The sequence below is a fragment of the Pseudomonas sp. 10-1B genome, from assembly GCF_000935045.1.
Classification (GTDB): domain Bacteria; phylum Pseudomonadota; class Gammaproteobacteria; order Pseudomonadales; family Pseudomonadaceae; genus Aquipseudomonas.
Map to the genome: position 1 here is coordinate 1 of NZ_JYKS01000055.1, position 20,435 is coordinate 20,435.

Below are 20,435 nucleotides of genomic sequence, written 5' to 3' on the forward strand. Positions count from 1 at the left end.
TCACAGGCCTCACTGGCCCGAAACAAACGTAGGAGCGAGCGCCAGCTCGCGATGCGCCGCGCGTGCGGCGCTCGATCTCCCAGGCGCTGAAGATGCCGTGGCGAGCAGCCCCGGTGTTCGGAAAGGCAGATCAGATCTTGTCGAACAGGCTTAGCTGCGAAATGCGCGCAAACGCCAGTTGCGAGGCTTCGAGCATGGCCTGCTGCAAGGTCAGCTGGATGGTCGCCGAGGCCATGTCAGTATCGCCAATGGCACTCTGGGTGCTCTTGTTGGCCAAACCCAGGCTTTCGTTTTCCTGCGCCTGGATCTCCAGCGAGTTGCCCCGTGCACCGATCGAACCGCGGGTGATGTCGATACGGTCTCGGGCACTGGCCAGGTTGGAGATCGCCGAGTCGGTCGCCGCCTTCAGCGCAGCCTGCGCCTCTGGCGAGTCGAGTGGCTTCTCCAGGGCGCTGCGCAACTGCCCCAGGGTGTCCAGCACGTTCTGCGTACGGTGGGTATTGGCATTCACCGAGAACTGGTCACCCTGCTTCGGCGCGCTGTCGAACTGGTAGGTAACGCCTGCCACCGTGACCGCGTCGCCAGCCCCTACCGTACCTGTGGCAATCGGCTTGCTGTCGGCACTGTACGGCTGCGCATACAGCGAATACTCGGTATCACTGGTGAAGCGGATGACCGCGCCGTTGCTGGGGAAAGTGCTGCGGTAGGCTTCAGGGTCGGTGACGCTGGTGCCAGTCACCTGCGCCGTCGACGGGTTGCCGGCGCTTCGCGTGGCGGTGAGGGTGTCCGGTTTGGCTTCGAGGGTGAATACATGGCCGGCCACGACCGCGTCGGCATCGTCACCTTCTGCCAGGTTCAGGTTGATCTCGAAGTCTACGCCACGCAGCGAAATCATCTTGCCGCCTTCGGTATTGACGTCGAACTTGCCCTTGCCGGCGGTTTCATTGGTGATGTCATTGCCGGCGGCATCCTGCACGCTGTACTCGGTGGCGCTGGTGAAGGTGATGGTGTAAGGCTGGCCAGCGGCGAACTGGTTGCTGTAGGTGGTGGCCGAGGTCAGCAGGCCACCAGACAGCAACACCTTGCCGTCATCCGGCAAGGGTGCCTGCAGGCTCGATTGGGTGCGGCTATTGTTGGTGGCCTGGTCGAAAATGCTGTAGCCGGTGTCGTTGGTGGCCAGGCGCAGGGTGTCGGACACCTGCAAGCTCAGCTGGGTCTGGTCGCCCTGGTAGCTGTAGGTGCCGTCGGCGTTGCGCACATAAGGTGGGTTGGCGTTCTTCGAGCCGCCGAACATGTACTCGCCATTGGCGTCACGCGAGTTGAGCAGGCCGAATACGTTGGCCTCGATTTCCTTGATCTCGCTGGCGATCGAGGTGCGGTCGGCATCGCTCAGGCCACCGTTACCGGCCTGGATGGCCAGTTCGCTGGCGCGCTGCAGGGCGTCGTTGATGGTAGAGAGCACGCTCTCCTCCTGCAGCAGGGCATTCTTGACCGTGGTCATGTTGCCGCTGTACTGATCCAGCAAGGCGCTTTGCTGCTGCAGCAACAGCAGACGGGCAGCACCGACCGGGTCGTCGCCAGCCGTCTGGATACGTGACTTCGAGGTGATCTGTTCGGTGGTCTTGGCCAGGTCCGAGTAGTTTTTGGAGTAGCTGTTGGCGCTGGTCTCATAGAACTGAGCAGTTGAAATACGCACGGTCCGCTACTCCTTACAGGGCGTTGATCAGGGTGGAGAAGGTTTCTTGCGCCGCCTTGATGATCTGCGACGACGCCGTGTAGTAATGCTGGAACTTCACCAGGCTGGCCGCCTCGTCATCGAGGTTCACGCCCGACACCGCACTGCGGCTTTCGGTGGCGGATTTAAGCACTGCCTGGGTCGCAGTGGTGTCGATGGTGGCCTGGCTGGCCTTGGCCCCTACCCGCTCGACCAGCGAGGCATAGGCGGAGGTAAAGCTGGTGCCAGTACCGGAGTTGGTGCCCACGGTCGACTTGGTCTGCAGGTCCAGCAGGGCGTTGGCGTTGCGGTTATCGGCCTTGCCGTCGGCATTGAACGACAGGGTGAAGCTGTCGTTGGCCGCCGGGCTGCCGCCGATGGTGGTTTCGACGGCGAAGGTACGCGGATTGCCGCTGGCATCGAGAATCGGATTGCCGGAAGCATCGAGCATCGGCACAGCCACCGACAGCTTGTTGTCCTGGCCAGGCACCACGCTGCCGGTGCCGATCTGGGTACCCTTGGCATCGTACAGCTTGTAGCCCTGGGAGCCGCCGCTGGCGGCATCGAACACCACGCGCACTGGCATCGAGTCGCGAATCGCCTGCTGTACCAGCACGGTGTCGGCGCCGCCGTAGATATCCAGCGTTTCGCCCAGCGATGGCTGAGTGATGGTACCGGTGCCGCTGTTGCCACTGCCCGCCGTAGCACTGATCGGCCCGGCGAAGGCAAGCTTGTTGGCATCGGTCAGGGTGGTGGTGATGCTGCCCGCCGCCGAACGGGTGGGGATCACTTTGAAGCTGTCCCCCGCCGCCAGGCCGCCGCCCTTCAGCGACAGGCTGAAGCCGTCGATCACCGGCGCCGGGTCGGCGTTGAGGTCGAAGCTCCCCATGTCGGTGCCGTCGGAGCGGCGTACGCTGTACTGGTTGGCGCTGGTGAACTTCACCTCGTAGTCATAGGTGGTCAGCGCGCCGCTGTTGGCGATGGTGACGTCAAGGTTGCCGGAGCCGGCGCTATTGCTGGACGAAGCCAGGCTGCGCTGGGCAATGGCGGTGGCGCTGTTGATGCTGGAGAACAACGAACTGCCGAACTGGCCATTGGCATCCAGACCCTGGCCCAGCTGACTGTTGATGCTGTCGGCCACTACCAGGGCGACGCGACCGAGCTCGTTCATCGACGGTGTCAGCACATCCTGGCGATAGCGCAACAGGCCGCCGATAGCGCCACCGGTAACCACCGAGGTCACGTCGGAACTGAACGACTCGTAGTTGATGCGCAGGCTGGCCTGGCTCTTGTCGGCAACGCCCGGCTGCACCGATAGGGTGTTGGCCTTGTTGCCGGTGACCAGCGACTGGCCGCTGCCCAGGTATACGTCGTAGTTGCCGTCACGCTCCTGCACGGTCACCCCGACCAACTCGTTGAGCTGGCGCACGGCTTCGTTGCGCGCATCCAGCAGGCTGTTGGGGGTGTTGCCAGTGGCGGTGGCAGCGGCGATCTGCTTGTTGTACTCAGCGATATTGGCGGTTAGCTTGTTGACCTGGCCGGCCATGGTGTCGAGCTGGGAGTTGATCGTTTCGTTCTGCTGGGTGAGCTGGGTGCTCACCGCATTGAAGCGGTTGCTCAGGGTCTGCGCCTGGGTCAGCAGCAGTTGCCGCGAGGCGACGTCGCCGGGCTTGGCCGCTGCGGTCTGCAGGGCCGAGAAGAATGCGGTGAGAACCGAGCTGATGCCGGTGTCGCGGTCGGCCAGCAGCTTGTCGACGCTGGTGATCTGGTCCTGGAAGGCGACCGAGTCTGCCTGCAGCGAGGTGGCGGTCTGCAATTGGTTGTCCAGGTAAGCGCTGTAGATGCGGCGCACGTCCGACAGCGTGGTCCCGGTACCCAGGAAGCCCGCGCCGATGTTGTGCGAAGGGCCAGCCGCCTGGATCGTCTGCTGGCGCGAATAGCCACTGGTCGCGGCGTTGGCGATGTTGTTACTGGTAACCGACAATGCCGCCTGGCTGGCATTCAGGCCGCTCAGGCCGATCGAAATCAGGCTCGACATGATTTAGTCCTTTTATAGATTCGTGGTTCTGCCAGCCATGGCGTACTGCGGGGTTGACTGCATTTGCTGGGCGATGCTGATGATCTTCTTCGCATAGCCCGGGTCGGTCGCATAACCTGCCTTTTGCAGCTCTCTTGCAAACTGCTCCGGGTTATCGGCCGAGTTCAGTGCTTCTTGATAGCGGGAATTGTTCTGCAACAGGCTCACCAGGTCGTGGAAGCTGTCCTGGTAGGAGTCGTAGCTGCGGAACGCCGCCGTTTCCTTGACGAACTGGCCATCGCGGAACTCGCTGGTGATCGCCCTCGCCTGCTCGCCCTGCCAATTGCCGGTGGCCTTGATGCCGAACAGGTTGTGGCTGCTGCTGCCGTCGCTGTTGCGCATCACCGACTTGCCCCAGCCGGTTTCCAGGGCGGCCTGGGCGACCAGGTAGCGTGGGTCGATACCAATGCGCTTGGCAGCCTGTTCGGCCATCGGCAGCATGGTGGCGACAAATTCGTCGCTGTCGGCGAAGGCCTTTTTCGGCGCCAGCGGTGGCTGGGCTACGGCACGGCCGAGAATGCGCAGGCCGTTGTCCGGCACGGCAAAGGCCTTGGCCACCTGCTGGCCATCGCGGGCAGGCACGGCAGCGCTGTTGGTGCTGGCCGCCGAGGGCACGATGCCGGCTAGCAGGCGGTCGGTGAGCTTGCTCGGCAAGGCCAGGCGCCGCGAGTTGAGCGCGGCGACATCATTGCGGGTAGCGGCCGTGCCGTCGGCATGCACCGGTTCAGCCACCTTGTTGCCCCACAATGCCGGGCCACCGGCCTCGCCCCGCGGGAACGGGCTGGTGTTGATCGACGCACTGCGGCCCTTGGTCAGCTGGCGCACCAGCACGTCCTGCAGGCCAATACCGCCACCTTCGCGGGACATGCTCACGGCCAACTGCTGGTCGTACATATCGCGGTACTGCTTGACCGTTTCGGTGTTCATCGGATTGTCGTCGGCCAGCACATCGCTGGCCTTGCGCGAGGCCTTGAGCATTTCGCTGACGAACAGCGACTCGAACTCCTGGGCCACCTTGCGCACGTTGGCGTCGCTGTCGCGATCCCCATGCTTGAGCGAGCTGAGGCGGTTGAGGTCGGTGTAGGCGCCGCTGTCGGCGCTGCCGGAAACCAGGCTTTTGCTGTTCATCCGCGCCGTCCTCAGATCACGATCAGGTCGGCCTGCAAGGCGCCGGCCTGTTTCAGGGCTTCGAGGATCGCCATCAGGTCGCTGGGCGCTGCGCCCACCTGGTTCACCGCACGGACGATTTCATCCAGCGTGGTGCCCGGGCCGAACTTGAACATCGGCTTGGCTTCCTGCTCGGCGTTGACCCGCGAGCGTGGCACCACGGCAGTCTGGCCGTTGGAGAACGGCCCCGGCTGGCTGACGATCGGGTCTTCGGTAATGGTCACGGTCAAGCTGCCGTGGGTCACCGCTGCCGGCGACACCTTGACGTTCTGGCCGATGACGATGGTGCCGGTACGCGAGTTGATGATGACCTTGGCCACCGCCTGGCCCGGGTCGATTTCGAGGTTTTCGAGGATCGACAGGTAGTCCACGCGCTGGCTTGGGTCCATCGGTGCACTGACCCGCACCGAGCCACCATCCACGGCCTGTGCCACACCTGGGCCGAGCAGGTCGTTGACCTTGTCGACGATGCGCTTGGCAGTGGTGAAGTCGGGGCGGTTGAGGTTCAGGGTCAGGGTATTGCCCTGGTTGAAGCCGCTCGGCACGGCACGCTCGACGCTGGCACCACCCGGGATGCGCCCGGCCGACGGAACGTTGACGGTGATCTTCGAGCCGTCACGGCCCTCGGCGTCAAAGCCCCCCACCACCAGGTTGCCCTGGGCGATGGCGTAGACGTTGCCGTCGATACCCTTGAGCGGGGTCATCAACAGGCTGCCACCGCGCAGGCTCTTGGAGTTGCCGATCGACGACACGGTAATGTCCACCACCTGGCCAGGCTTGGCGAACGCCGGCAGGTCGGCATGCACCGACACCGCCGCGACGTTTTTCAGCTGCACATTGCCGGAGCCGGCCGGCACCTTGATGCCAAACTGCGACAACATGTTGTTGAAGGTTTGCAGGGTGAACGGCGTCTGCGTGGTCTGGTCACCCGTGCCGTTCAGGCCCACCACCAGGCCGTAACCGATCAGCTGGTTGGAGCGCACGCCAGAGATGCTGGCGATGTCCTTCAGGCGTTCGGCCTGGGCAGCGAAGGCACAGGACAGGAGCAGGGTTGCGGCAATCAGCTGCCTCACGTTGAACATGGTCATCCGTACTCAGAAAGGCCAAAGCGGGCTGATGAAGAAGCGGTCCAGCCACCCGGGCTGGCTGGCATCGGCGAACGAGCCGGTACCGGAATAGGTGATGCGCGCGTCGGCCACGCGGGTGGACGGCACGGTGTTGTCGGTGGCGATGTCGTCGGCGCGGACCATGCCGGCGATGCGCACCAGCTCTTCGCCGGTGTTCAGGGTCAGCCACTTCTCGCCGCGCACGGCGATGATGCCGTTGGGCAGCACTTCGGCCACGGTCACGGTGATCGAACCGGTCAGGGTGTTGCCCTGGGTGGCCTTGCTGTCGCCCTTGGTGGCGCGCTCGCCGCTGTAGCCGGCTTCCAGCGACAGGTCACCACTACCGAACGGGTTGTTGGTGCTGGGCGTGCTGCCGAACAGCGAGCTCAGGCCGATGTTGGCGTTGCTGTTCTTCTGGATCTGGGAACCGGCGTTCTTGCTCGCCGAGGTTTTCTCGTTGAGGGTGATGGTGATGATGTCACCCACCCGGAACGCCTTGCGATCGCTGTACAGGTTCTGCTCGAAACCGGCCTGGTAGATCGAACCGTTGTTGGCCGCTGCCGGCAACGGGGTGCGCGGCAGAACCGGCGCGTAATACGGGTCGTTGGGCTTGGGCGTCGGCGCGACGCAACCTGCCAGCAACACCGCCCCCCCCAGGGCGAAAACGGACAACAGACGATTCATGACGCTTACCTCACGGGTGCAATAAAACTGCCAGGCTTAGAGCTGCCGGCCTTAGAGCTGTTGAGTAACGAACGACAGCATCTGGTCGGCGGTGGAGATGACCTTGGAGTTCATCTCGTAGGCGCGCTGGGTGGTGATCATGTTCACCAGCTCTTCCACGGTGCTGACGTTGGAGTTTTCCAGGGTCTGCTGCTGGGTGGTGCCGAAACCGTTCAGGCCCGGGGTGCCGACTTGTGGCGCGCCGCTGGCAGCGGTTTCCAGGAACAGGTTGTCGCCGATGGCCTGCAGGCCGGCCGGGTTGATGAAATCGGCGGTCTGAATGTTGCCTATCACCTGTGCTGCCGGGTTGCCGGCGGTAGTAATCGACACGGTGCCGTCCTGGCCGACGGTGAAGGTCTGCGCATCGTTCGGGACCACAATCGCAGGCTCCAGGGCAAAGCCCTGAGCGGTGACGATCTGGCCGTCGGAGTTCAGGTGGAAGGTACCATCACGGGTGTACGAAACCGTGCCGTCCGGCTGCAGGATCTGGAAGAAACCACGGCCGTTGACTGCCATGTCCAACGGGTTGTCGGTGGTCTGCAGGCTGCCGGCGGTGAAGCTCTTCTGGGTACCGACGACGCGCACACCGGTACCGACCTGCAGGCCCGAAGGCAACTCGCTGTCCTGGGTGGACTGGGCGCCGGGCTGACGCTTGACCTGGTACAGCAGGTCCTGGAACTCGGCACGGTCACGCTTGAAGCCGGTGGTGGAGACGTTGGCCAGGTTGTTGGAAATGACCGTCAGGTTGGTGTCCTGGGCGGACAGGCCGGTTTTAGCGACCCAAAGAGCCGGAAGCATGTAAGTTCTCCTCGTGCGCCTGTTTTACGGCACCCGTTCAAAAGTGATTAGCCGATTTGCAAAACCCGAGCCATGGCTTCGTCGCCTTCCTTGGCCGCGTTCATCATCTTGACGTGCAGTTCGAATTGACGGGACAGCGCCAGCACCGAGGTCATTTCCTCTACGGCGTTGACGTTGCTGCCCTCCAGGAAGCCTGCTACCACCCGCACGTTGACGTCGGCGTCGGCCGGCTGGCCGTCACGGGTATGGATCAGACCGTCCAGGCCCTTGGTCAGGCCTTTGGTATCGGGATTGACCAGCTTGATACGATCGACCTCGGCCATCACTCGCGGGTCTTCACCCATGGAGCGAATGCTGATGGTGCCGTCGGCACCCACTTCCACCTTTTGCTCTGGCGGAATGGCGATCGGGCCACCATTGCCGATCACCGGCATGCCGTTGCCGGCACGCAGCACGCCCAGGGCGTCGATATTCAGGCTGCCGGTACGCACGTAGGCTTCGCTGCCGTCCGGTGCCTGCACAGCAATGAAACCCTTGCCAGTCACGGCCACGTCCAGGTCGCGACCGGTTTCGACCATCGGCCCTTCACTGAAGTCGGTGGCCGGGCGTTCAGTCATCGCAAAGGCGCGCGCCGGAAAGCTGTCGCCGAACACCGGCATCGAACGCGCCTGCTCCAGGTCGCGCTGAAAACCGTTGGTGGAAACATTCGCCAGGTTGTTGGCGTGGGCCTTCTGCGCCAGCGCGTTCTGGCTGGCGCCGGTCATGGCCACATAAAGCAGTTTGTCCACAGCATCTCCTCTGCGCGTTCCTGCCGCGCTGTCACTGGGCAGATCCAAAGCAATAATCGAACCAAGTCTGAAACGCCCGGTTTACGGGGCTTGCAGCTCAGCCAGGGGCAATGACCGTCAGTTTGTCGGCGGATATTTGCCGCCTGCGGCAAGGGTTTGTTCAATGGCTGCGGCAGGCCGCGTTGTTGTAGGGGCCGGCATGGCGCACCCAGCCTTTGCCCGGGTTATGGGCCGAGCACATATAGCGGCCGGTGACCAGGCTTTGCCATTGGTAGAACGGGGCGGGCGCCGCGGGGGCCGGCAGAACCAGCGCCAGCAACGGGAAGAAGGCCAATAGTGACAGCCGTTTCATTAGCGTTAGCCTTTTAGAATTTGGGGCCGCTTTGCGGCCCTTCGCAGGCAAGCCAGCTCCTACACAAGCGAAGGGCTGCAAAGCAGCCCCTTTACACATTGAAAACAACCATCAGGTCATCTGGATGATGGTCTGCATGATGGTGCTTTCGGTGGAGATGGTCTTGGCGTTGGCCTGGTAGTTACTTTGCGCCTTGATCAGGTTGACCAGCTCGCCGGTCAGGTCGACGTTGGAATCTTCCAGCGCACCGCCGGCAATCTGGCCCAGGGTGCCGGTGTCCGGGGCGCCGATCACCGGCACGCCCGAGGCGTAGGACTCTTTCCAAGTGGTGCCACCCATCGGGGTCAGGCCCTGCAGGTTGGCGAAGTTGGCGATGGCCACCTGGCCGATAACTTTGTCCTGGCCGTTGGTGAAGTTGGCGAACAGATTACCGCTCTGATCGATGGTCAAGCCCGACAACTCACCAGTGGCAAAACCATCCTGGCTTTTGGCGGTGGTGGCGGAAGCGGCGTTGTACTGGGTGGTACCCAGCATATCCATGTTCACCCCGGAAGCATGCGCGATCGCGCCGTTGGCAGCCCATACGCCGGCGGCATTTTTTTGCGCCGGAATCCAGCCATCCAGGTTGAAGGACTTGTTGGCATTGATGGCCAGACCACCAGGCACCGGCCCCGCAGTCATCGCAGCGGTATCCAGGGTGCCATCGGACTTGAACGGCAGGGTATTGACCAGCGGCGTCGTCTGAGTCGGATCAGCCGGGTTGCGCCCATCGACGGTGGTATACATGGTCCAGGAGTTGCTGCCGGCATCCTTGACGAAATACTGATTCAGCTGGTGCGCATTGCCCTGGCTGTCATACACGTCGGTGTTGAATGTGTAGTTGTACGTGTTGACGTTGGTCGGGTCGAACGGCGTCTCGGTCGGCGCAGTTGCGCTGGAATTCAGGTTGACCGTCTCGGAAATACGCCCAGTCGGGTTCGGCGTCAGGTTCGAAGTATCGATCTGCAGGTCGGTGAGAACACCCTGGATGATCTTGCCGTTGCCATCTACTGCATAACCTTGCAGCTTGGCACCCGAGGAGCTGACCACATAACCATCTTTGTCACTGTAGAAGGCACCGGCACGGGTGTAGATTTTCGAGCCGTTGTCGTTCAGGGCAAAAAAGCCGTTGCCATCGATGGCCATGTCCAGCGCCTGGCCAGTGCCATTGATGTTGCCCGGGGTGAACAACTGCGACACCGCAGCGGTCTTCACGCCACTACCAATCACGGTCTTGCCCGCGCTGGTACCACGGACGGAGTTGGAATACTGATCAGCGAACTCGGCGCGCGACGATTTGAAACCGGTGGTGGCGACGTTGGCAATGTTGTTGCCGGTAACGTTCAGGGCCTTGTTCGCTGCGTAGAGGCCGCTAAGGCCGATGTTGAAAGACATGTGCTACTCCTGTCGGTGTGCTTGGGCCCTAGATGCCAATGCTCTGAATTTTGGAAAGCGCAATACTGCCCAGCCCTGCGAGGTTGAGCGTCATTTCCGAACCGTTGGTGCCCATGGTCACGCTGGTGACCGTGGCTGGCAGGTTGGTGGTCATGGTCGTGGCCGTGCCCTCGATCGAAGCGGTGGCCTTGAAGGTGTAAGTACCCGCGGCCAGCGCCTCGCCATCGTCATCCAGGCCATCCCAGGTAAAATCGATCTTGCCGGCCTTCTGGCTACCCAGGTCGATGGTGCGCACCAGCTTGTCGTCCTTGTCGTACACACCCACCGAGGTGGCAGTGCTGGACGAGGTCAGGTTGACCGAGCCTTGGAAGTCCTTGCTGGTGTCGACCACGGCCTTGTCGGTCTCGACGATCACATTGCGCCCGACCAGCGACGAGGCCTGCAGAGCCTGGGAAGATTGCAGCCCGGCAGCGATATACAGCACCGAATCATTGAGCGACTGCATGCTTTCGAGGCTGCTGAACTGCGCCAGCTGGGCCACGAACTCGCCGTTTTCCTGCGGATCGAGCGGGTTCTGGTTCTGCATCTGGGTAACCAGCAACTGCAGGAACGCATCCTTGCCCAAGGCACTGCCGGCAGCGCCGGTATTGTCATTGCTCTTGCTTTGCTGTTTCTGCAGCGAGGTCAGGTAAGCGCTACCGACATCGCTGGTGGAATTGGTGGTGGTCATGTCGGCTTCCTATCACTGCCCCAGGGTCAGCACTTTCTGCATCATGCTCTTGGCCGTGTTCATCAGCTCGGCGTTGGTCTGGAACGCACGGCTGGCGGAGATCATGTCGGCCATCTCCTCGACCACGTTGACGTTCGGGTAGTAGACGTAGCCGTCCTTGTTCGCCGCCGGGTGATTGGGCTCGTAGCGCGCTTCCAGGTTGCTCTGGTCCTCGACGATGCCTTTTACCTGCACGCCCTGCCCTGCTTCGCCCTGGTCTTCGAACAGCGACTGGCTGCTGCCGGCCTGGGTATTCTGGAAGGTGGTGGCGAACACCGGGTGGCGCGCGCGGTAGGTCTGGTCGATGCTCGAAGACACGGTCTCGGCGTTGGCGATGTTGGAAGCGACGGTGTTCAGGCGCGTGTTCTGCGCACTCATGCCGCTACCGGCAATGTTGAAGACACTGGAAAGGGACATGGTCATTCTCCCCGCAGGGCCGAAACCAGCCCTTTGAATTTACTGTTGAGCAAGGTGAAGCTGGCCTGGAAGCCGATGGCGTTTTCGGTGTAGTTCGATTGCTCGATCTGCGCGTCCACGGTGTTCTGGTCGATCGAAGGCTGCAGCGGCGTGCGGTACTTGAGGGTATCGTCGGCCATGGCCAGGCCATCGGCCTCGATGTGGCGGCTGTTGGTACGTTCAAGGCTGAAGCGGCCGCTCTGCTGCTTGTCGCTTTCGGCGGCGAGCACCGAGGCGAAGTCCATGTCACGCGCCTTGTAGTTGGGCGTGTCGGCGTTGGCGATGTTGTTGGCCAGCACTTCAGCGCGCTGGGCGCGGAAGCCCAGGGCCTTTTCGTGAATGCCAAGCGCCTTGTCGAAGCTGATGCTCATGTCGGGGAAACCTTCGGAGGTTGACCGGAATATCGTTGGGCAAGGTATAGCAAGGGCTGTGCCAACCAATGAAAAGCCCGTAAATACAGGGTTGCGAGACGGAATGCTGTCAGGGTGATGCCAGAAAAGCGGCAAAGGCCTTCCGCCTTGAGCGGCGAAAGCGGCAATTGATAGGCGGCAAAAGCGGCAAAACAAAAAATTGACGTCAGCTATTTTCCTCCACCGGCCTCTTCGCGGGCATGCCCGCTCCCACCTCGACCGCATCAGCCTCAAGCCCTGTGCAGTATCTGTGGGAGCTGGCTTGCCGGCGATGAGGCCAGCACAGGCAAACAAAAAGGCCGGCAACTTTCTCTGCCGGCCTTCTGCCCTACTTGGCCTGGTAGATGATCCCCGGGCTGCACTGCACCATCTGGTAATGGTCCGGCAACCCATTCAGCGCCTCCGAAGCCCCCAGAAACAGGTACCCCCCCGGCTTCAAGGTACTGTGAATGCGCAACAGGATGTCCTTCTTCACCTGTGCCGAGAAGTAGATCAGCACGTTGCGGCAGAACACGATGTCGAACTTGCCCAGGCTGGCATAGCTGTCCAGCAGGTTGAACGAGCGGAACTCGACGCGGCTGCGAATGGCCGGCTTGACCGCCCAGCGCCCCGGCCCCTTGGGGTCGAAGTAGCGCTGCAGGCGCTCCTGGGACAAGCCGCGGGCAATCGCCAGGCTGTCGTACTCGCCGGTCTTGCAGTTGGTCAGCATACTGCCGGACAGGTCGGTGGCGACGATCTGTGCACCCATCTTCAACTGGCCGAGGTTGCTGCGCTCGAACTCGTCGATGGCCATCGAGATGGAATACGGCTCTTGCCCCGACGAACAGGCCGCCGACCACATGCGCAGGCGCTGGCCGGGGTTGTTGCGGATGAACTCCGGAATCACCTTGTTCTTCAGCACTTCGAACGGGTAGGTGTCGCGAAACCACAAGGTCTCGTTGGTGGTCATGGCATCGACCACCTGCTCGCGCAAACCGCCGCGCGGTTGGGCCTGGATGCGCTGCACCAGCTCGCCCAGGCTCTTGATGCCCTGTTGCTCCATCAGCTTGTTGAGACGGCTGGAGACCAGGTACTGCTTATTCTCGCCCAGCAGGATGCCACAGGCTTTCTCCAGGAAGACCCGGAACTGTTCGAAATCCAAATTACCCGTAGACACTACTGCCGCCTCTTTTCAATCACTGGTGCCAGGGCCTGCCCCGGCTGCTTCAATGCGTTGCCTTGATCCGGTCGACCACCCGCTGGGCCAAGTCGTCCGGCTTGAACTTGGCCAGGAAGTCATCGGCACCGACCTTCTTGACCATCGCCTGGTTGAATACCCCGGAAAGCGAAGTATGCAGGCAGATGTGCAATTTTTGCATGCGCGGGTCGCTGCGGATCTCTGCCGTTAGCGTATAGCCGTCCATTTCCGGCATTTCAATGTCCGAGATCATCATCAGGAACTCTTCTTCCGGCTTTTTGCCCTCGTCCACCAGCTGACGCAGGTAGTTCAGGGCCTGGCGGCCGTCATTGAGCGCCACCACCTCGACCCCCACGGTCTGCAGGCAACGGCTGACCTGCTTGCGCGCCACCGACGAATCGTCGACGGTCAGCACCCGCAGCAGCACGGCCTTGTCCTGCACCTCGGCATCGATCACCCCGGCCGATACCGCCTCGGACGACGGCGACACTTCGGCCAGCACCTTTTCCACGTCGATGATCTCGACCATGCGGTTGTCCACCCGGGTGACCGCGGTCAGGTAGTGGTCACGGCCGGTGCCCTTGGGTGGCGGATGGATTTCTTCCCAGTTCATGTTGACGATGCGCTCCACCGAGTGCACCAGGAAGCCCTGGGTCTTGGTGTTGTACTCGGTGATGATCACGAAGCTGTTGCGCGTGTCTTCCTGCAGTGGCCGCAACCCGGTGGCCATCGACAAGTCGAGGATCGGGATGGTCGCCCCGCGAATATTGGCAACGCCACGCACCACCGGGTGCGCCTTGGGCAACAGGGTAAGCGCAGGGCATTGCAGCACTTCCCTGACCTTGAACACGTTGATGCCGTAAAGCTGCTCGCCATTGAGGCGGAACAGCAGCAATTCCAGGCGATTCTGCCCCACCAGTTGCGTGCGCTGGTTGACCGAATCCATAACACTCGCCATGCCAGACTCCTTTACATTTCAGCCTTTCGTTGCAACTCAGGTAGCGAGTCGGCACGGGCTTTGCTTTTTTGAGCGTCATGTACACGAAAACGACATTTTCCCGACGATTGACGCGCCTGCTGACTGGCTCGCTGGCCACGCTGTGCCTGCTGGCGCCCGGCGTTCGCACTGTAGCGGACGCGTTCACCATGCCTGAACAGCTTATCGGTGTCACCCAAGGGTTTCTTGAATTCACCGTCGAAGATTACCTTGCCAGCACCCAGACCGCCGGCCGCTACGAGATCCAGGTCAACCCGCTGGATCCGCGCCTGCGCATGCCACTGTGCAGCCAGCAACTGGACGCTTCGCTGGAAAGCCCGGCCCAACCACTGGGCCGGGTGACGGTACGGGTGCGCTGCAACGGCACGGCGCCATGGACCGTGTTCGTGCCGGCCACCGTGCGGCTGTTCCGCGACGTGGTGGTGGTGACCCGCCCGCTCAAGCGCGACAATGTGGTGGGCGAAGGCGACGTGGCCCTGCGCGAGCGCGATGTCGGCACGCTGGGCCAGGGCTTTCTGACCGAACTGGACCAGGCAGTGGGCATGAAGATGCTGCGCCCCACGGTGATCGACCAGGTGCTCACCCCGCAACATCTGGAACAGGCCGAAGTGGTGCGCAAGGGCGACCACGTGGTGATCATCGCCCGCAGTGGCAGCCTGAGCGTGCGCATGCCCGGCGAGGCCCTGAGCAAGGGCGGCCTGAGCGAGCAAATCCGGGTACGCAACCTGAATTCCAAACGGGTGGTCAAGGCCAGGGTAACCGGCCCCGGCCAGGTCGAGGTGAGTATGTAGCCAGCCGCCAGATTGCGCTGGCGATGAGGAACCGCTTTTCCTAAACTGTGTCAGAAAACGGGTTGGCGAGCTTGCTGACAGGCAGCGATGCATTTGTGCCTAAAGTTTTTTTCGGGTTGGCCGAAAACAAGGCAAGCGTCCAAATACCCAGAGGTTTCTGATCATGGTCATCGACTTTAGTCGTTTGAATAATTCTCCGTCCGTAACGGGCGGCGTGCGCGGCAACAACGCGCCTGGCAGCGCCGAAAAACCGGCAGCCAGCCAGGAAGCAGCCAGCGGCACCAGCGCCAGCGGAGAAGCGGTACACCTCAGCCAAGAGGCCCAGCAGTTGCAGAAGATCAGCGACAAGCTGCGCGACGAGCCAGTAGTCAACAGCGCCCGTGTGGCCCAGTTGAAACAGGCGATCGCCGATGGCAGCTACCAGGTCGATGCCGGCCGGGTCGCCAGCAAACTGCTCGATTTCGAAGCCCAGCGCTGACCGTACGGCGCGCTGACTTCACGGACGCTAGAAAAGCCAAGAGTTAGCCATGCACGACACCACCTTGCTGCAACTGATCGAAGATGACATCGCGCCGATGCAGGAACTGCTCGACCTTCTACATCAAGAAGCGATCGCCCTGCATGGCCGCGACATGCCGCTGCTGGAGCAGATCCTGGCGCGCAAGCAGTCGTTGATCATCTTGCTCGAGCAGCACGGCCAACGCCGCAGCCAACTGCTCGGCAGCCTGGGCCTGAGTGCCGACCGTGCCGGTGTGCAGGCGGTGGCCGCGCAATCGCCGCATGGCGAGGCGATGTTGCAGCGGCTGGACATGCTGTCGCAACTGATGGACAACTGCCAGCAGGTCAACCAGACCAATGGCCGGATCATCCAGGTGCAGCAGCACGTCACCAGCAACCAGATCAGAATCCTTCAGGGTGGCGATTCACCGTCGCTCTACGACAGCCGCGGCAGCACCTCGCCGCTGGCCAAGCCACGGGCCCTCAGCCAAGTGTGATTTTTTCTGTCAAGGCACGGAACATACTGGCAAAATGCCGTTAATTGCGTGTGTTGCTTTTGCCTGGAGAACGATAAGCCGTGTTCAATGAATCCGATGCCCCGCAGCCGCCAAAGGTGTTGAACACCCCCTTGGAAATTGCGGCCAACTTGCGGCAATTGCAGGAAAGCCACGACCCGCTGATCATCACCTTCCATGACCGCAGCCAGCGTTTCCAGAGCTACGTGGTGCACGTGGACCGCGAAAGCAACACCCTGGCGCTGGACGAGATGATCCCCCGCGATGGTGAGAAGTTCATCGAGAACGGCGAGCACTTCCGCGTCGAAGGCTTCCACGATGGCGTGCGCATCGCCTGGGACTGCAACCACGAGCTGAAGATTACCGAAGTCGACGGCCACCGCTGCTACCGCGGCGCCCTGCCGCAAGAGATGACCTACCACCAGCGCCGCAACGCCTTCCGTGCCGCGCTGAAGCTGTCGCAACTGGTCGATGTCATCCTCGATGGCACCCACCTCAAGGGCAACGGCGCCCTGCGTGGCAAGCTGCTGGACATCTCCGCCACCGGCTGCAAACTGCGCTTCGAAGGCAATGTAGGGGATCGCCTGCAACTGGGCCAGGTGTACGAGCGCTTCAAGGCGGGCAACCCGCTGGGCCTGGTCGATACCATGGTCGAGCTGCGCCACCTGCATTTCGAAGAACGCATCAACACCACCTTTGCCGGCGTGCGCTTCCACAACCTCAGCGGCCAGGGGCAGCGCAAGGTCGAGAGCTTTGTGTACCAGTTGCAGCGCGAGGCGCGGCGGTTCGACAAGGACGACTATTGATCGTTGGCTGAATGCAAAAACGCCACCTGTTCAGGTGGCGTTTTCATTTGTGTTTCTCCTGTGCTGGCCATTGGGGCCGCTACGCGCCCCATCGCCGCGGTTCGTCGCCACGACAAGCCAGCTCCCACAGGGACGGCGCCAGTCCTCAGGTTATGAGCTGCTCCTGTGGCAGCTGGCTTGCTAGTAAGGAAGCCAGCAACCTAACCCTTGCAGGAAGGATGCAAAGCCTGAGGCTGGCACTGTACCGGTGGGAGCTGGCTTGCCGGCGATGAGGCCAGTGCAGGCTTACACCGACTTGCTGACCTCGCCCTCCGCTTCAGCCGCCGGTTGCTCAGCCCCTTTCTCTTCCGCCTCGGTATCCTCCGCCGCCACCGGCGCCTGCATCACTTCCTGCACGGTCTGCTCATCCACCCGCGGGTCCAGTGCCGCCGACAACGGCGAACCGGCCGCCGGCATCGCCACGTGGCCCAACGGCGCGTCCTGCACCTGGTGCAGCCCGGTGACCGCTTTCGGCCGGATGCGCCATACCAGCACCAGGGCGAAGAACACGAAGAAGGCATACAGCATCTGCGCGCCCAGCACCTTCATCAGCACACCCGCCGCCAGCGGCCCGATGCACGCGCCCACGCCATAGGTCACCAGCAGCATCGCCGTCAGCGACACCCGCCGCTCGCTTTCCACATGGTCGTTGGAAAACGCCACCGCCAGCGGGTACAGGCAGAACTGCAGCAGCGAAATCAGGAAGCCGACGCCGAACAGCAACTCCAGCGGCACACTGGGCATTATCGCCAATGGCGCCGAGGCCAGCGCCAGGCCCACCGCCACGCTGCGGATCAGCACCGCCCGGTCGTAACGGTCGGACAACCAGCCCAGCGGCCACTGCACCAGCAGGCCGGCAAAAATGCAGCTACCCATGAACAAACCGATCTGCTCGGTGCTCAGCCCCTGGCCGGCGGCATACAGCGGCGCCAGGCCATAGAACGAGCCAACGATCAGCCCCGACCCCAGCACCGTGCTAAGCGACTGCGGTACGCGCTTGATGAAGAACTTCGGCTCCATCGGTGCCGGCCGCAGCGGCGCCGGGTGGATACGCCGGGTCATCGCCACCGGCACCAGGCACAGGGCAAAGCACATCGCCACCAGCATCAGCAGCTCAGGGCCAAGCTGGGGATGTACCACCAGGATCAGCTGGCCGAGCACCAGCCCCAGGTACGAGGCGATCATGTAGCCGCTGAAAACCGCGCCGCGGTGCTTCACGTCGGCCTGCTCATTCAGCCAGCTTTCGATGACCATGTACTGGCACATCATCCCCAGGCCGACGATCATCCGCAGCCCGACCCAGGCCGGTAGCCAGTTGGTCATGCCATGGCCGAGCACCGCCGCGCAGACGATGCCAGCGCAGGTGGCGTAAGCGCGGATGTGCCCTACTCGGCCGATCAACCGGTGGCCGACCTTGCCGCCAACGGCCAGGCCAAAGTAGTTGGCCGCCATCAACGCACCCACCCACAGGCTGTCGACATGGTCGGCCGCCAGGCGCAGGGCCAGGTAGGTACTGAGCAGGCCCGAGCCGATCAACATCATCAGCGCGGCGAAATACAACGACTGAAACGGCTTCCAGATATTTCGCATACGTCCCGTGAAGCTCCCTGGTCAACTGGCGGCTGGGTGCTAGAAGCATAAGGGCAAAAACCGCCTGGCGCAGGCCCCCAGTAACGAAATCGCGCTATGGGGGCGTGTCCGGTGCAGGTCGTGTCGCGATCAGGCCTGTGCCGCCAGCACCCGGCGCTCCCATGGGGTGATCTCGTCGAAGAAATCGGTCAGTTCCAAGGTCTTGCTGGCGATGTAGCCCTCGATGAACTCGCTGCCGAACAGTTCCCGCGCAAGCGTGCTGCGCTTGAGCCGTTCGAGGGCAGCATGCAGGGTGCAGGGCAGGCTCAGGTGCTCCGGGACCTCGAACTCACCCTGGATGGCCGGCGACGGCTGCAGGCGCTGCTCAATGCCGTGCAGCCCGGCGGCCAGGCTGGCGGCGATGGCCAGGTACGGGTTGGCGTCGGCACCGGGCAGGCGGTTTTCGACCCGCCGCGCCACTGGGGCACTGGCAGGGATACGCAGGCCTGCGGCACGGTTGTCCTCGGACCAGCAGGCGTTGTTCGGCGAAGCATAGGGGTGGCACAGACGCTGGTAGGAATTGACGTTGGGCGCGAACAGCGCAGTGAAGTCGGCCATGCATGCCTGCAGGCCGCCGATGAAATGGTGGAAGGTATCAGTCGGCAGGCCTTGCTTATCGCTGAACACGTTACGCCCGCTGCCGACCTCCACCAGGCTTTGGTGAATATGCATGGAACTGCCGGGTGTGTGCGCCAGCGGCTTGGCCATGCACACCACGCTCAAGCCGTGCTTGAGCGCCACTTCCTTGAGCAGGTGCTTGAACAGGAAAGTCTGGTCGGCCAACAGCAGCGGGTCGCCATGCAGCAGGTTGATCTCGAACTGGCTGACGCCCATTTCGTGCATGAAGGTGTCGCGCGGCAGGCCGAGCGCAGCCATGCACTGGTAGACCTCCTTGAAGAACGGGCGCAGGCCGTTGTTGGAGCTGACACTGAATGCCGAATGGCCGAGCTCGCGGCGGCCATCGCTGCCCACCGGCGGCTGGAATGGCTGTTGCGGGTCGCTGTTGGGGGCGAAGACGAAGAACTCGAGCTCGGTCGCCACCACCGGCGCCAGGCCCAGCGCCGCGTAGCGGGCGATCACCGCCTTGAGCTGGCCACGGGTGGACAGCGCCGAGGGCCGGCCATCCAGTTCATTGGCATCGCAAATGGCCAAGGCGCGGCCGTCGGTGCTCCAGGGCAAGCGGTGGACCTGGCTGGGGTCGGCCACCAGCGCCAGGTCGCCGTCGTCGCTGCCGTAGTATTTCGCCGGCGGGTAGCCGCCCATGATGCATTGCAACAGCACCCCTCGGGCCATCTGCAAGCGCCGGCCTTCGAGGAAGCCTTCGGCAGTCATCACCTTGCCGCGCGGGACGCCGTTGAGGTCGGGGGTGACGCATTCGATTTCATCTATGCCCTGGAGCTGAGCGGTGCTCATGACGCTTGTCCTTGTTGTTATAGGCTGACAACAACATAGGCTGGGGGTGTTTAAAATATCAAGCACCCTCTTTACCGCCTGTGCTGGCCTCTTCGCGGGTAAACCCGCTCCTACAGGGATGGCGCGATCGTTGTAGGAGCGGGTTTACCCGCGAAGAGGCCAGCACAGGCAACCACTATTCCCGCAAGGTCATGCCATTGGCCGGCAACGGCAAGGCGGTCTTGTAGCGCACCTGCTTGAGGGCAAAACTCGAGCGGATATTGGCCACCCCCGGCAACCGTGTCAGGTAATCGAGAAACCGCTCCAGCGCCTGGATGCTCGGCAACAGCACCCGCAACAGGTAATCCGGGTCGCCGGTCATCAGGTAGCACTCCATCACCTCGGGCCGTTCGGCAATTTCTTCCTCGAAGCGGTGCAACGACTGCTCCACCTGCTTTTCCAGGCTCACATGGATGAACACGTTCACATCCAGCCCCAATACCTCTGGCGACAACAAAGTCACCTGCTGGCGAATCACCCCCAGCTCTTCCATGGCCCGTACCCGGTTGAAACAGGGCGTGGGCGACAGGTTTACCGAGCGGGCCAGCTCGGCGTTGGTGATACGGGCGTTTTCCTGCAGGCTGTTGAGAATGCCGATATCGGTACGATCGAGTTTGCGCATGAGACAAAATCACCGGTTTTTTGTGTTTATGCGGAATGTTTATCTGGCCCGCTCGGCAAAGGCAATCAACTTGAGAGAAAAATTCTCCTGCCGGGCCACTAAGATGTAGATGACG

21 protein-coding genes are annotated in these 20,435 nt (G+C 62.4%); 4 read left to right on the forward strand and 17 right to left on the reverse strand.

The features are described from left to right. Nucleotides 1–130: 130 nt before the first annotated feature. The 14 genes from TZ03_RS24240 to TZ03_RS24305 all read right to left on the reverse strand — a co-directional run bounded on the left by TZ03_RS24240 (nucleotide 131) and on the right by TZ03_RS24305 (nucleotide 13,929). Complete coding sequence (locus TZ03_RS24240) at nucleotides 131–1,696, reverse strand: flagellar hook-associated protein 3 (RefSeq protein WP_051100913.1); 1,566 nt, start codon at nucleotides 1,694–1,696, stop codon at nucleotides 131–133. 13 nt (nucleotides 1,697–1,709) lie between these two features. Then, on the reverse strand, nucleotides 1,710–3,752 hold the full coding sequence (flgK, locus tag TZ03_RS24245) for a flagellar hook-associated protein FlgK (protein WP_051100915.1): 2,043 nt from the start codon (nucleotides 3,750–3,752) through the stop codon (nucleotides 1,710–1,712). Nucleotides 3,753–3,764: 12 nt separating this feature from the next. Next, nucleotides 3,765–4,919 (reverse strand): flagellar assembly peptidoglycan hydrolase FlgJ, encoded by a 1,155-nt coding sequence (gene flgJ, locus TZ03_RS24250; protein WP_051100918.1) that lies wholly within the window; start codon nucleotides 4,917–4,919, stop codon nucleotides 3,765–3,767. An 11-nt stretch (nucleotides 4,920–4,930) separates the two neighbouring features. Continuing rightward, on the reverse strand, nucleotides 4,931–6,040 hold the full coding sequence (locus TZ03_RS24255) for a flagellar basal body P-ring protein FlgI (protein WP_051100970.1): 1,110 nt from the start codon (nucleotides 6,038–6,040) through the stop codon (nucleotides 4,931–4,933). A gap of 12 nt (nucleotides 6,041–6,052) precedes the next feature. Beyond that, on the reverse strand, nucleotides 6,053–6,748 hold the full coding sequence (flgH, locus tag TZ03_RS24260) for a flagellar basal body L-ring protein FlgH (protein ID WP_041505710.1): 696 nt from the start codon (nucleotides 6,746–6,748) through the stop codon (nucleotides 6,053–6,055). A gap of 51 nt (nucleotides 6,749–6,799) precedes the next feature. Beyond that, nucleotides 6,800–7,585, reverse strand: coding sequence for a flagellar basal-body rod protein FlgG (flgG, locus tag TZ03_RS24265; protein WP_041505709.1), 786 nt, complete (start codon nucleotides 7,583–7,585; stop codon nucleotides 6,800–6,802). Between the two features lie 47 nt (nucleotides 7,586–7,632). Continuing rightward, the gene (flgF, locus tag TZ03_RS24270; protein ID WP_041505708.1) at nucleotides 7,633–8,373 is read right to left on the reverse strand and encodes a flagellar basal-body rod protein FlgF; all 741 of its coding nucleotides are present in this window, start codon (nucleotides 8,371–8,373) and stop codon (nucleotides 7,633–7,635) included. Nucleotides 8,374–8,533: 160 nt separating this feature from the next. Then, nucleotides 8,534–8,725 carry a hypothetical protein gene (locus TZ03_RS24275; protein ID WP_051100920.1) on the reverse strand — a complete coding sequence of 64 codons (192 nt, stop codon included), beginning with the start codon at nucleotides 8,723–8,725 and terminating at the stop codon, nucleotides 8,534–8,536. A 111-nt stretch (nucleotides 8,726–8,836) separates the two neighbouring features. Further along, a complete protein-coding gene (gene flgE / locus TZ03_RS24280; RefSeq protein WP_051100922.1) occupies nucleotides 8,837–10,159 on the reverse strand; it encodes a flagellar hook protein FlgE in 1,323 nt (440 codons plus the stop codon). 28 nt (nucleotides 10,160–10,187) lie between these two features. Next, nucleotides 10,188–10,889: a flagellar hook assembly protein FlgD gene (flgD, locus tag TZ03_RS24285; protein WP_041505705.1), complete on the reverse strand. Its 702-nt coding sequence runs from the start codon at nucleotides 10,887–10,889 to the stop codon at nucleotides 10,188–10,190. 12 nt (nucleotides 10,890–10,901) lie between these two features. After that, nucleotides 10,902–11,345 carry a flagellar basal body rod protein FlgC gene (gene flgC / locus TZ03_RS24290; RefSeq protein WP_051100925.1) on the reverse strand — a complete coding sequence of 148 codons (444 nt, stop codon included), beginning with the start codon at nucleotides 11,343–11,345 and terminating at the stop codon, nucleotides 10,902–10,904. 2 nt (nucleotides 11,346–11,347) lie between these two features. Further along, entirely contained in the window at nucleotides 11,348–11,755 is a 408-nt protein-coding gene (flgB, locus tag TZ03_RS24295) for a flagellar basal body rod protein FlgB (RefSeq protein ID WP_041505703.1), read from the reverse strand. 367 nt (nucleotides 11,756–12,122) lie between these two features. After that, nucleotides 12,123–12,950 (reverse strand): protein-glutamate O-methyltransferase CheR, encoded by an 828-nt coding sequence (gene cheR, locus TZ03_RS24300; protein ID WP_051100928.1) that lies wholly within the window; start codon nucleotides 12,948–12,950, stop codon nucleotides 12,123–12,125. A 49-nt stretch (nucleotides 12,951–12,999) separates the two neighbouring features. Continuing rightward, nucleotides 13,000–13,929 carry a chemotaxis protein CheV gene (locus TZ03_RS24305; protein WP_051100930.1) on the reverse strand — a complete coding sequence of 310 codons (930 nt, stop codon included), beginning with the start codon at nucleotides 13,927–13,929 and terminating at the stop codon, nucleotides 13,000–13,002. A gap of 77 nt (nucleotides 13,930–14,006) precedes the next feature. On the opposite strand from TZ03_RS24305, the gene flgA reads away from it, so the two are divergent. The 4 genes from flgA (at nucleotide 14,007) to TZ03_RS24325 (ending at nucleotide 16,578) form a co-directional block, all read left to right on the forward strand. Continuing rightward, entirely contained in the window at nucleotides 14,007–14,759 is a 753-nt protein-coding gene (gene flgA / locus TZ03_RS24310) for a flagellar basal body P-ring formation chaperone FlgA (RefSeq protein WP_051100932.1), read from the forward strand. A gap of 163 nt (nucleotides 14,760–14,922) precedes the next feature. Next, a complete protein-coding gene (gene flgM / locus TZ03_RS24315) occupies nucleotides 14,923–15,237 on the forward strand; it encodes a flagellar biosynthesis anti-sigma factor FlgM (protein WP_041505697.1) in 315 nt (104 codons plus the stop codon). Nucleotides 15,238–15,286: 49 nt separating this feature from the next. Further along, nucleotides 15,287–15,754: a flagella synthesis protein FlgN gene (locus TZ03_RS24320; RefSeq protein WP_041505696.1), complete on the forward strand. Its 468-nt coding sequence runs from the start codon at nucleotides 15,287–15,289 to the stop codon at nucleotides 15,752–15,754. Nucleotides 15,755–15,834: 80 nt separating this feature from the next. Continuing rightward, on the forward strand, nucleotides 15,835–16,578 hold the full coding sequence (locus TZ03_RS24325) for a flagellar brake protein (RefSeq protein ID WP_051100935.1): 744 nt from the start codon (nucleotides 15,835–15,837) through the stop codon (nucleotides 16,576–16,578). Nucleotides 16,579–16,863: 285 nt separating this feature from the next. On the opposite strand, the gene TZ03_RS24330 is transcribed toward TZ03_RS24325, so the two are convergent. The 3 genes from TZ03_RS24330 to bkdR all read right to left on the reverse strand — a co-directional run bounded on the left by TZ03_RS24330 (nucleotide 16,864) and on the right by bkdR (nucleotide 20,320). Then, on the reverse strand, nucleotides 16,864–18,207 hold the full coding sequence (locus TZ03_RS24330) for an MFS transporter (RefSeq protein WP_051100937.1): 1,344 nt from the start codon (nucleotides 18,205–18,207) through the stop codon (nucleotides 16,864–16,866). A gap of 129 nt (nucleotides 18,208–18,336) precedes the next feature. Beyond that, nucleotides 18,337–19,578: a glutamine synthetase family protein gene (locus TZ03_RS24335; protein ID WP_177328503.1), complete on the reverse strand. Its 1,242-nt coding sequence runs from the start codon at nucleotides 19,576–19,578 to the stop codon at nucleotides 18,337–18,339. A gap of 256 nt (nucleotides 19,579–19,834) precedes the next feature. Beyond that, a complete protein-coding gene (bkdR, locus tag TZ03_RS24340; RefSeq protein WP_003254485.1) occupies nucleotides 19,835–20,320 on the reverse strand; it encodes a Bkd operon transcriptional regulator BkdR in 486 nt (161 codons plus the stop codon). Nucleotides 20,321–20,435: the final 115 nt, after the last annotated feature.

What these genes read in the sequence shown, in the direction of transcription:
- flgE (WP_051100922.1), bottom strand. Translation starts at nt 10,159, where the DNA reads ATGTCTTTCAACATCGGCCTTAGCGGCCTCTACGCAGCGAACAAGGCC.
- TZ03_RS24330 (WP_051100937.1), bottom strand. Translation starts at nt 18,207, where the DNA reads ATGCGAAATATCTGGAAGCCGTTTCAGTCGTTGTATTTCGCCGCGCTG.
- flgM (WP_041505697.1), top strand. Translation starts at nt 14,923, where the DNA reads ATGGTCATCGACTTTAGTCGTTTGAATAATTCTCCGTCCGTAACGGGC.
- flgH (WP_041505710.1), bottom strand. Translation starts at nt 6,748, where the DNA reads ATGAATCGTCTGTTGTCCGTTTTCGCCCTGGGGGGGGCGGTGTTGCTG.
- TZ03_RS24255 (WP_051100970.1), bottom strand. Translation starts at nt 6,040, where the DNA reads ATGTTCAACGTGAGGCAGCTGATTGCCGCAACCCTGCTCCTGTCCTGT.
- TZ03_RS24320 (WP_041505696.1), top strand. Translation starts at nt 15,287, where the DNA reads ATGCACGACACCACCTTGCTGCAACTGATCGAAGATGACATCGCGCCG.
- TZ03_RS24335 (WP_177328503.1), bottom strand. Translation starts at nt 19,578, where the DNA reads ATGACTGCCGAAGGCTTCCTCGAAGGCCGGCGCTTGCAGATGGCCCGA.
- flgB (WP_041505703.1), bottom strand. Translation starts at nt 11,755, where the DNA reads ATGAGCATCAGCTTCGACAAGGCGCTTGGCATTCACGAAAAGGCCCTG.
- TZ03_RS24305 (WP_051100930.1), bottom strand. Translation starts at nt 13,929, where the DNA reads ATGGCGAGTGTTATGGATTCGGTCAACCAGCGCACGCAACTGGTGGGG.
- TZ03_RS24275 (WP_051100920.1), bottom strand. Translation starts at nt 8,725, where the DNA reads ATGAAACGGCTGTCACTATTGGCCTTCTTCCCGTTGCTGGCGCTGGTT.
- flgK (WP_051100915.1), bottom strand. Translation starts at nt 3,752, where the DNA reads ATGTCGAGCCTGATTTCGATCGGCCTGAGCGGCCTGAATGCCAGCCAG.
- flgG (WP_041505709.1), bottom strand. Translation starts at nt 7,585, where the DNA reads ATGCTTCCGGCTCTTTGGGTCGCTAAAACCGGCCTGTCCGCCCAGGAC.
- flgA (WP_051100932.1), top strand. Translation starts at nt 14,007, where the DNA reads ATGTACACGAAAACGACATTTTCCCGACGATTGACGCGCCTGCTGACT.
- flgJ (WP_051100918.1), bottom strand. Translation starts at nt 4,919, where the DNA reads ATGAACAGCAAAAGCCTGGTTTCCGGCAGCGCCGACAGCGGCGCCTAC.
- flgC (WP_051100925.1), bottom strand. Translation starts at nt 11,345, where the DNA reads ATGTCCCTTTCCAGTGTCTTCAACATTGCCGGTAGCGGCATGAGTGCG.
- bkdR (WP_003254485.1), bottom strand. Translation starts at nt 20,320, where the DNA reads ATGCGCAAACTCGATCGTACCGATATCGGCATTCTCAACAGCCTGCAG.
- flgD (WP_041505705.1), bottom strand. Translation starts at nt 10,889, where the DNA reads ATGACCACCACCAATTCCACCAGCGATGTCGGTAGCGCTTACCTGACC.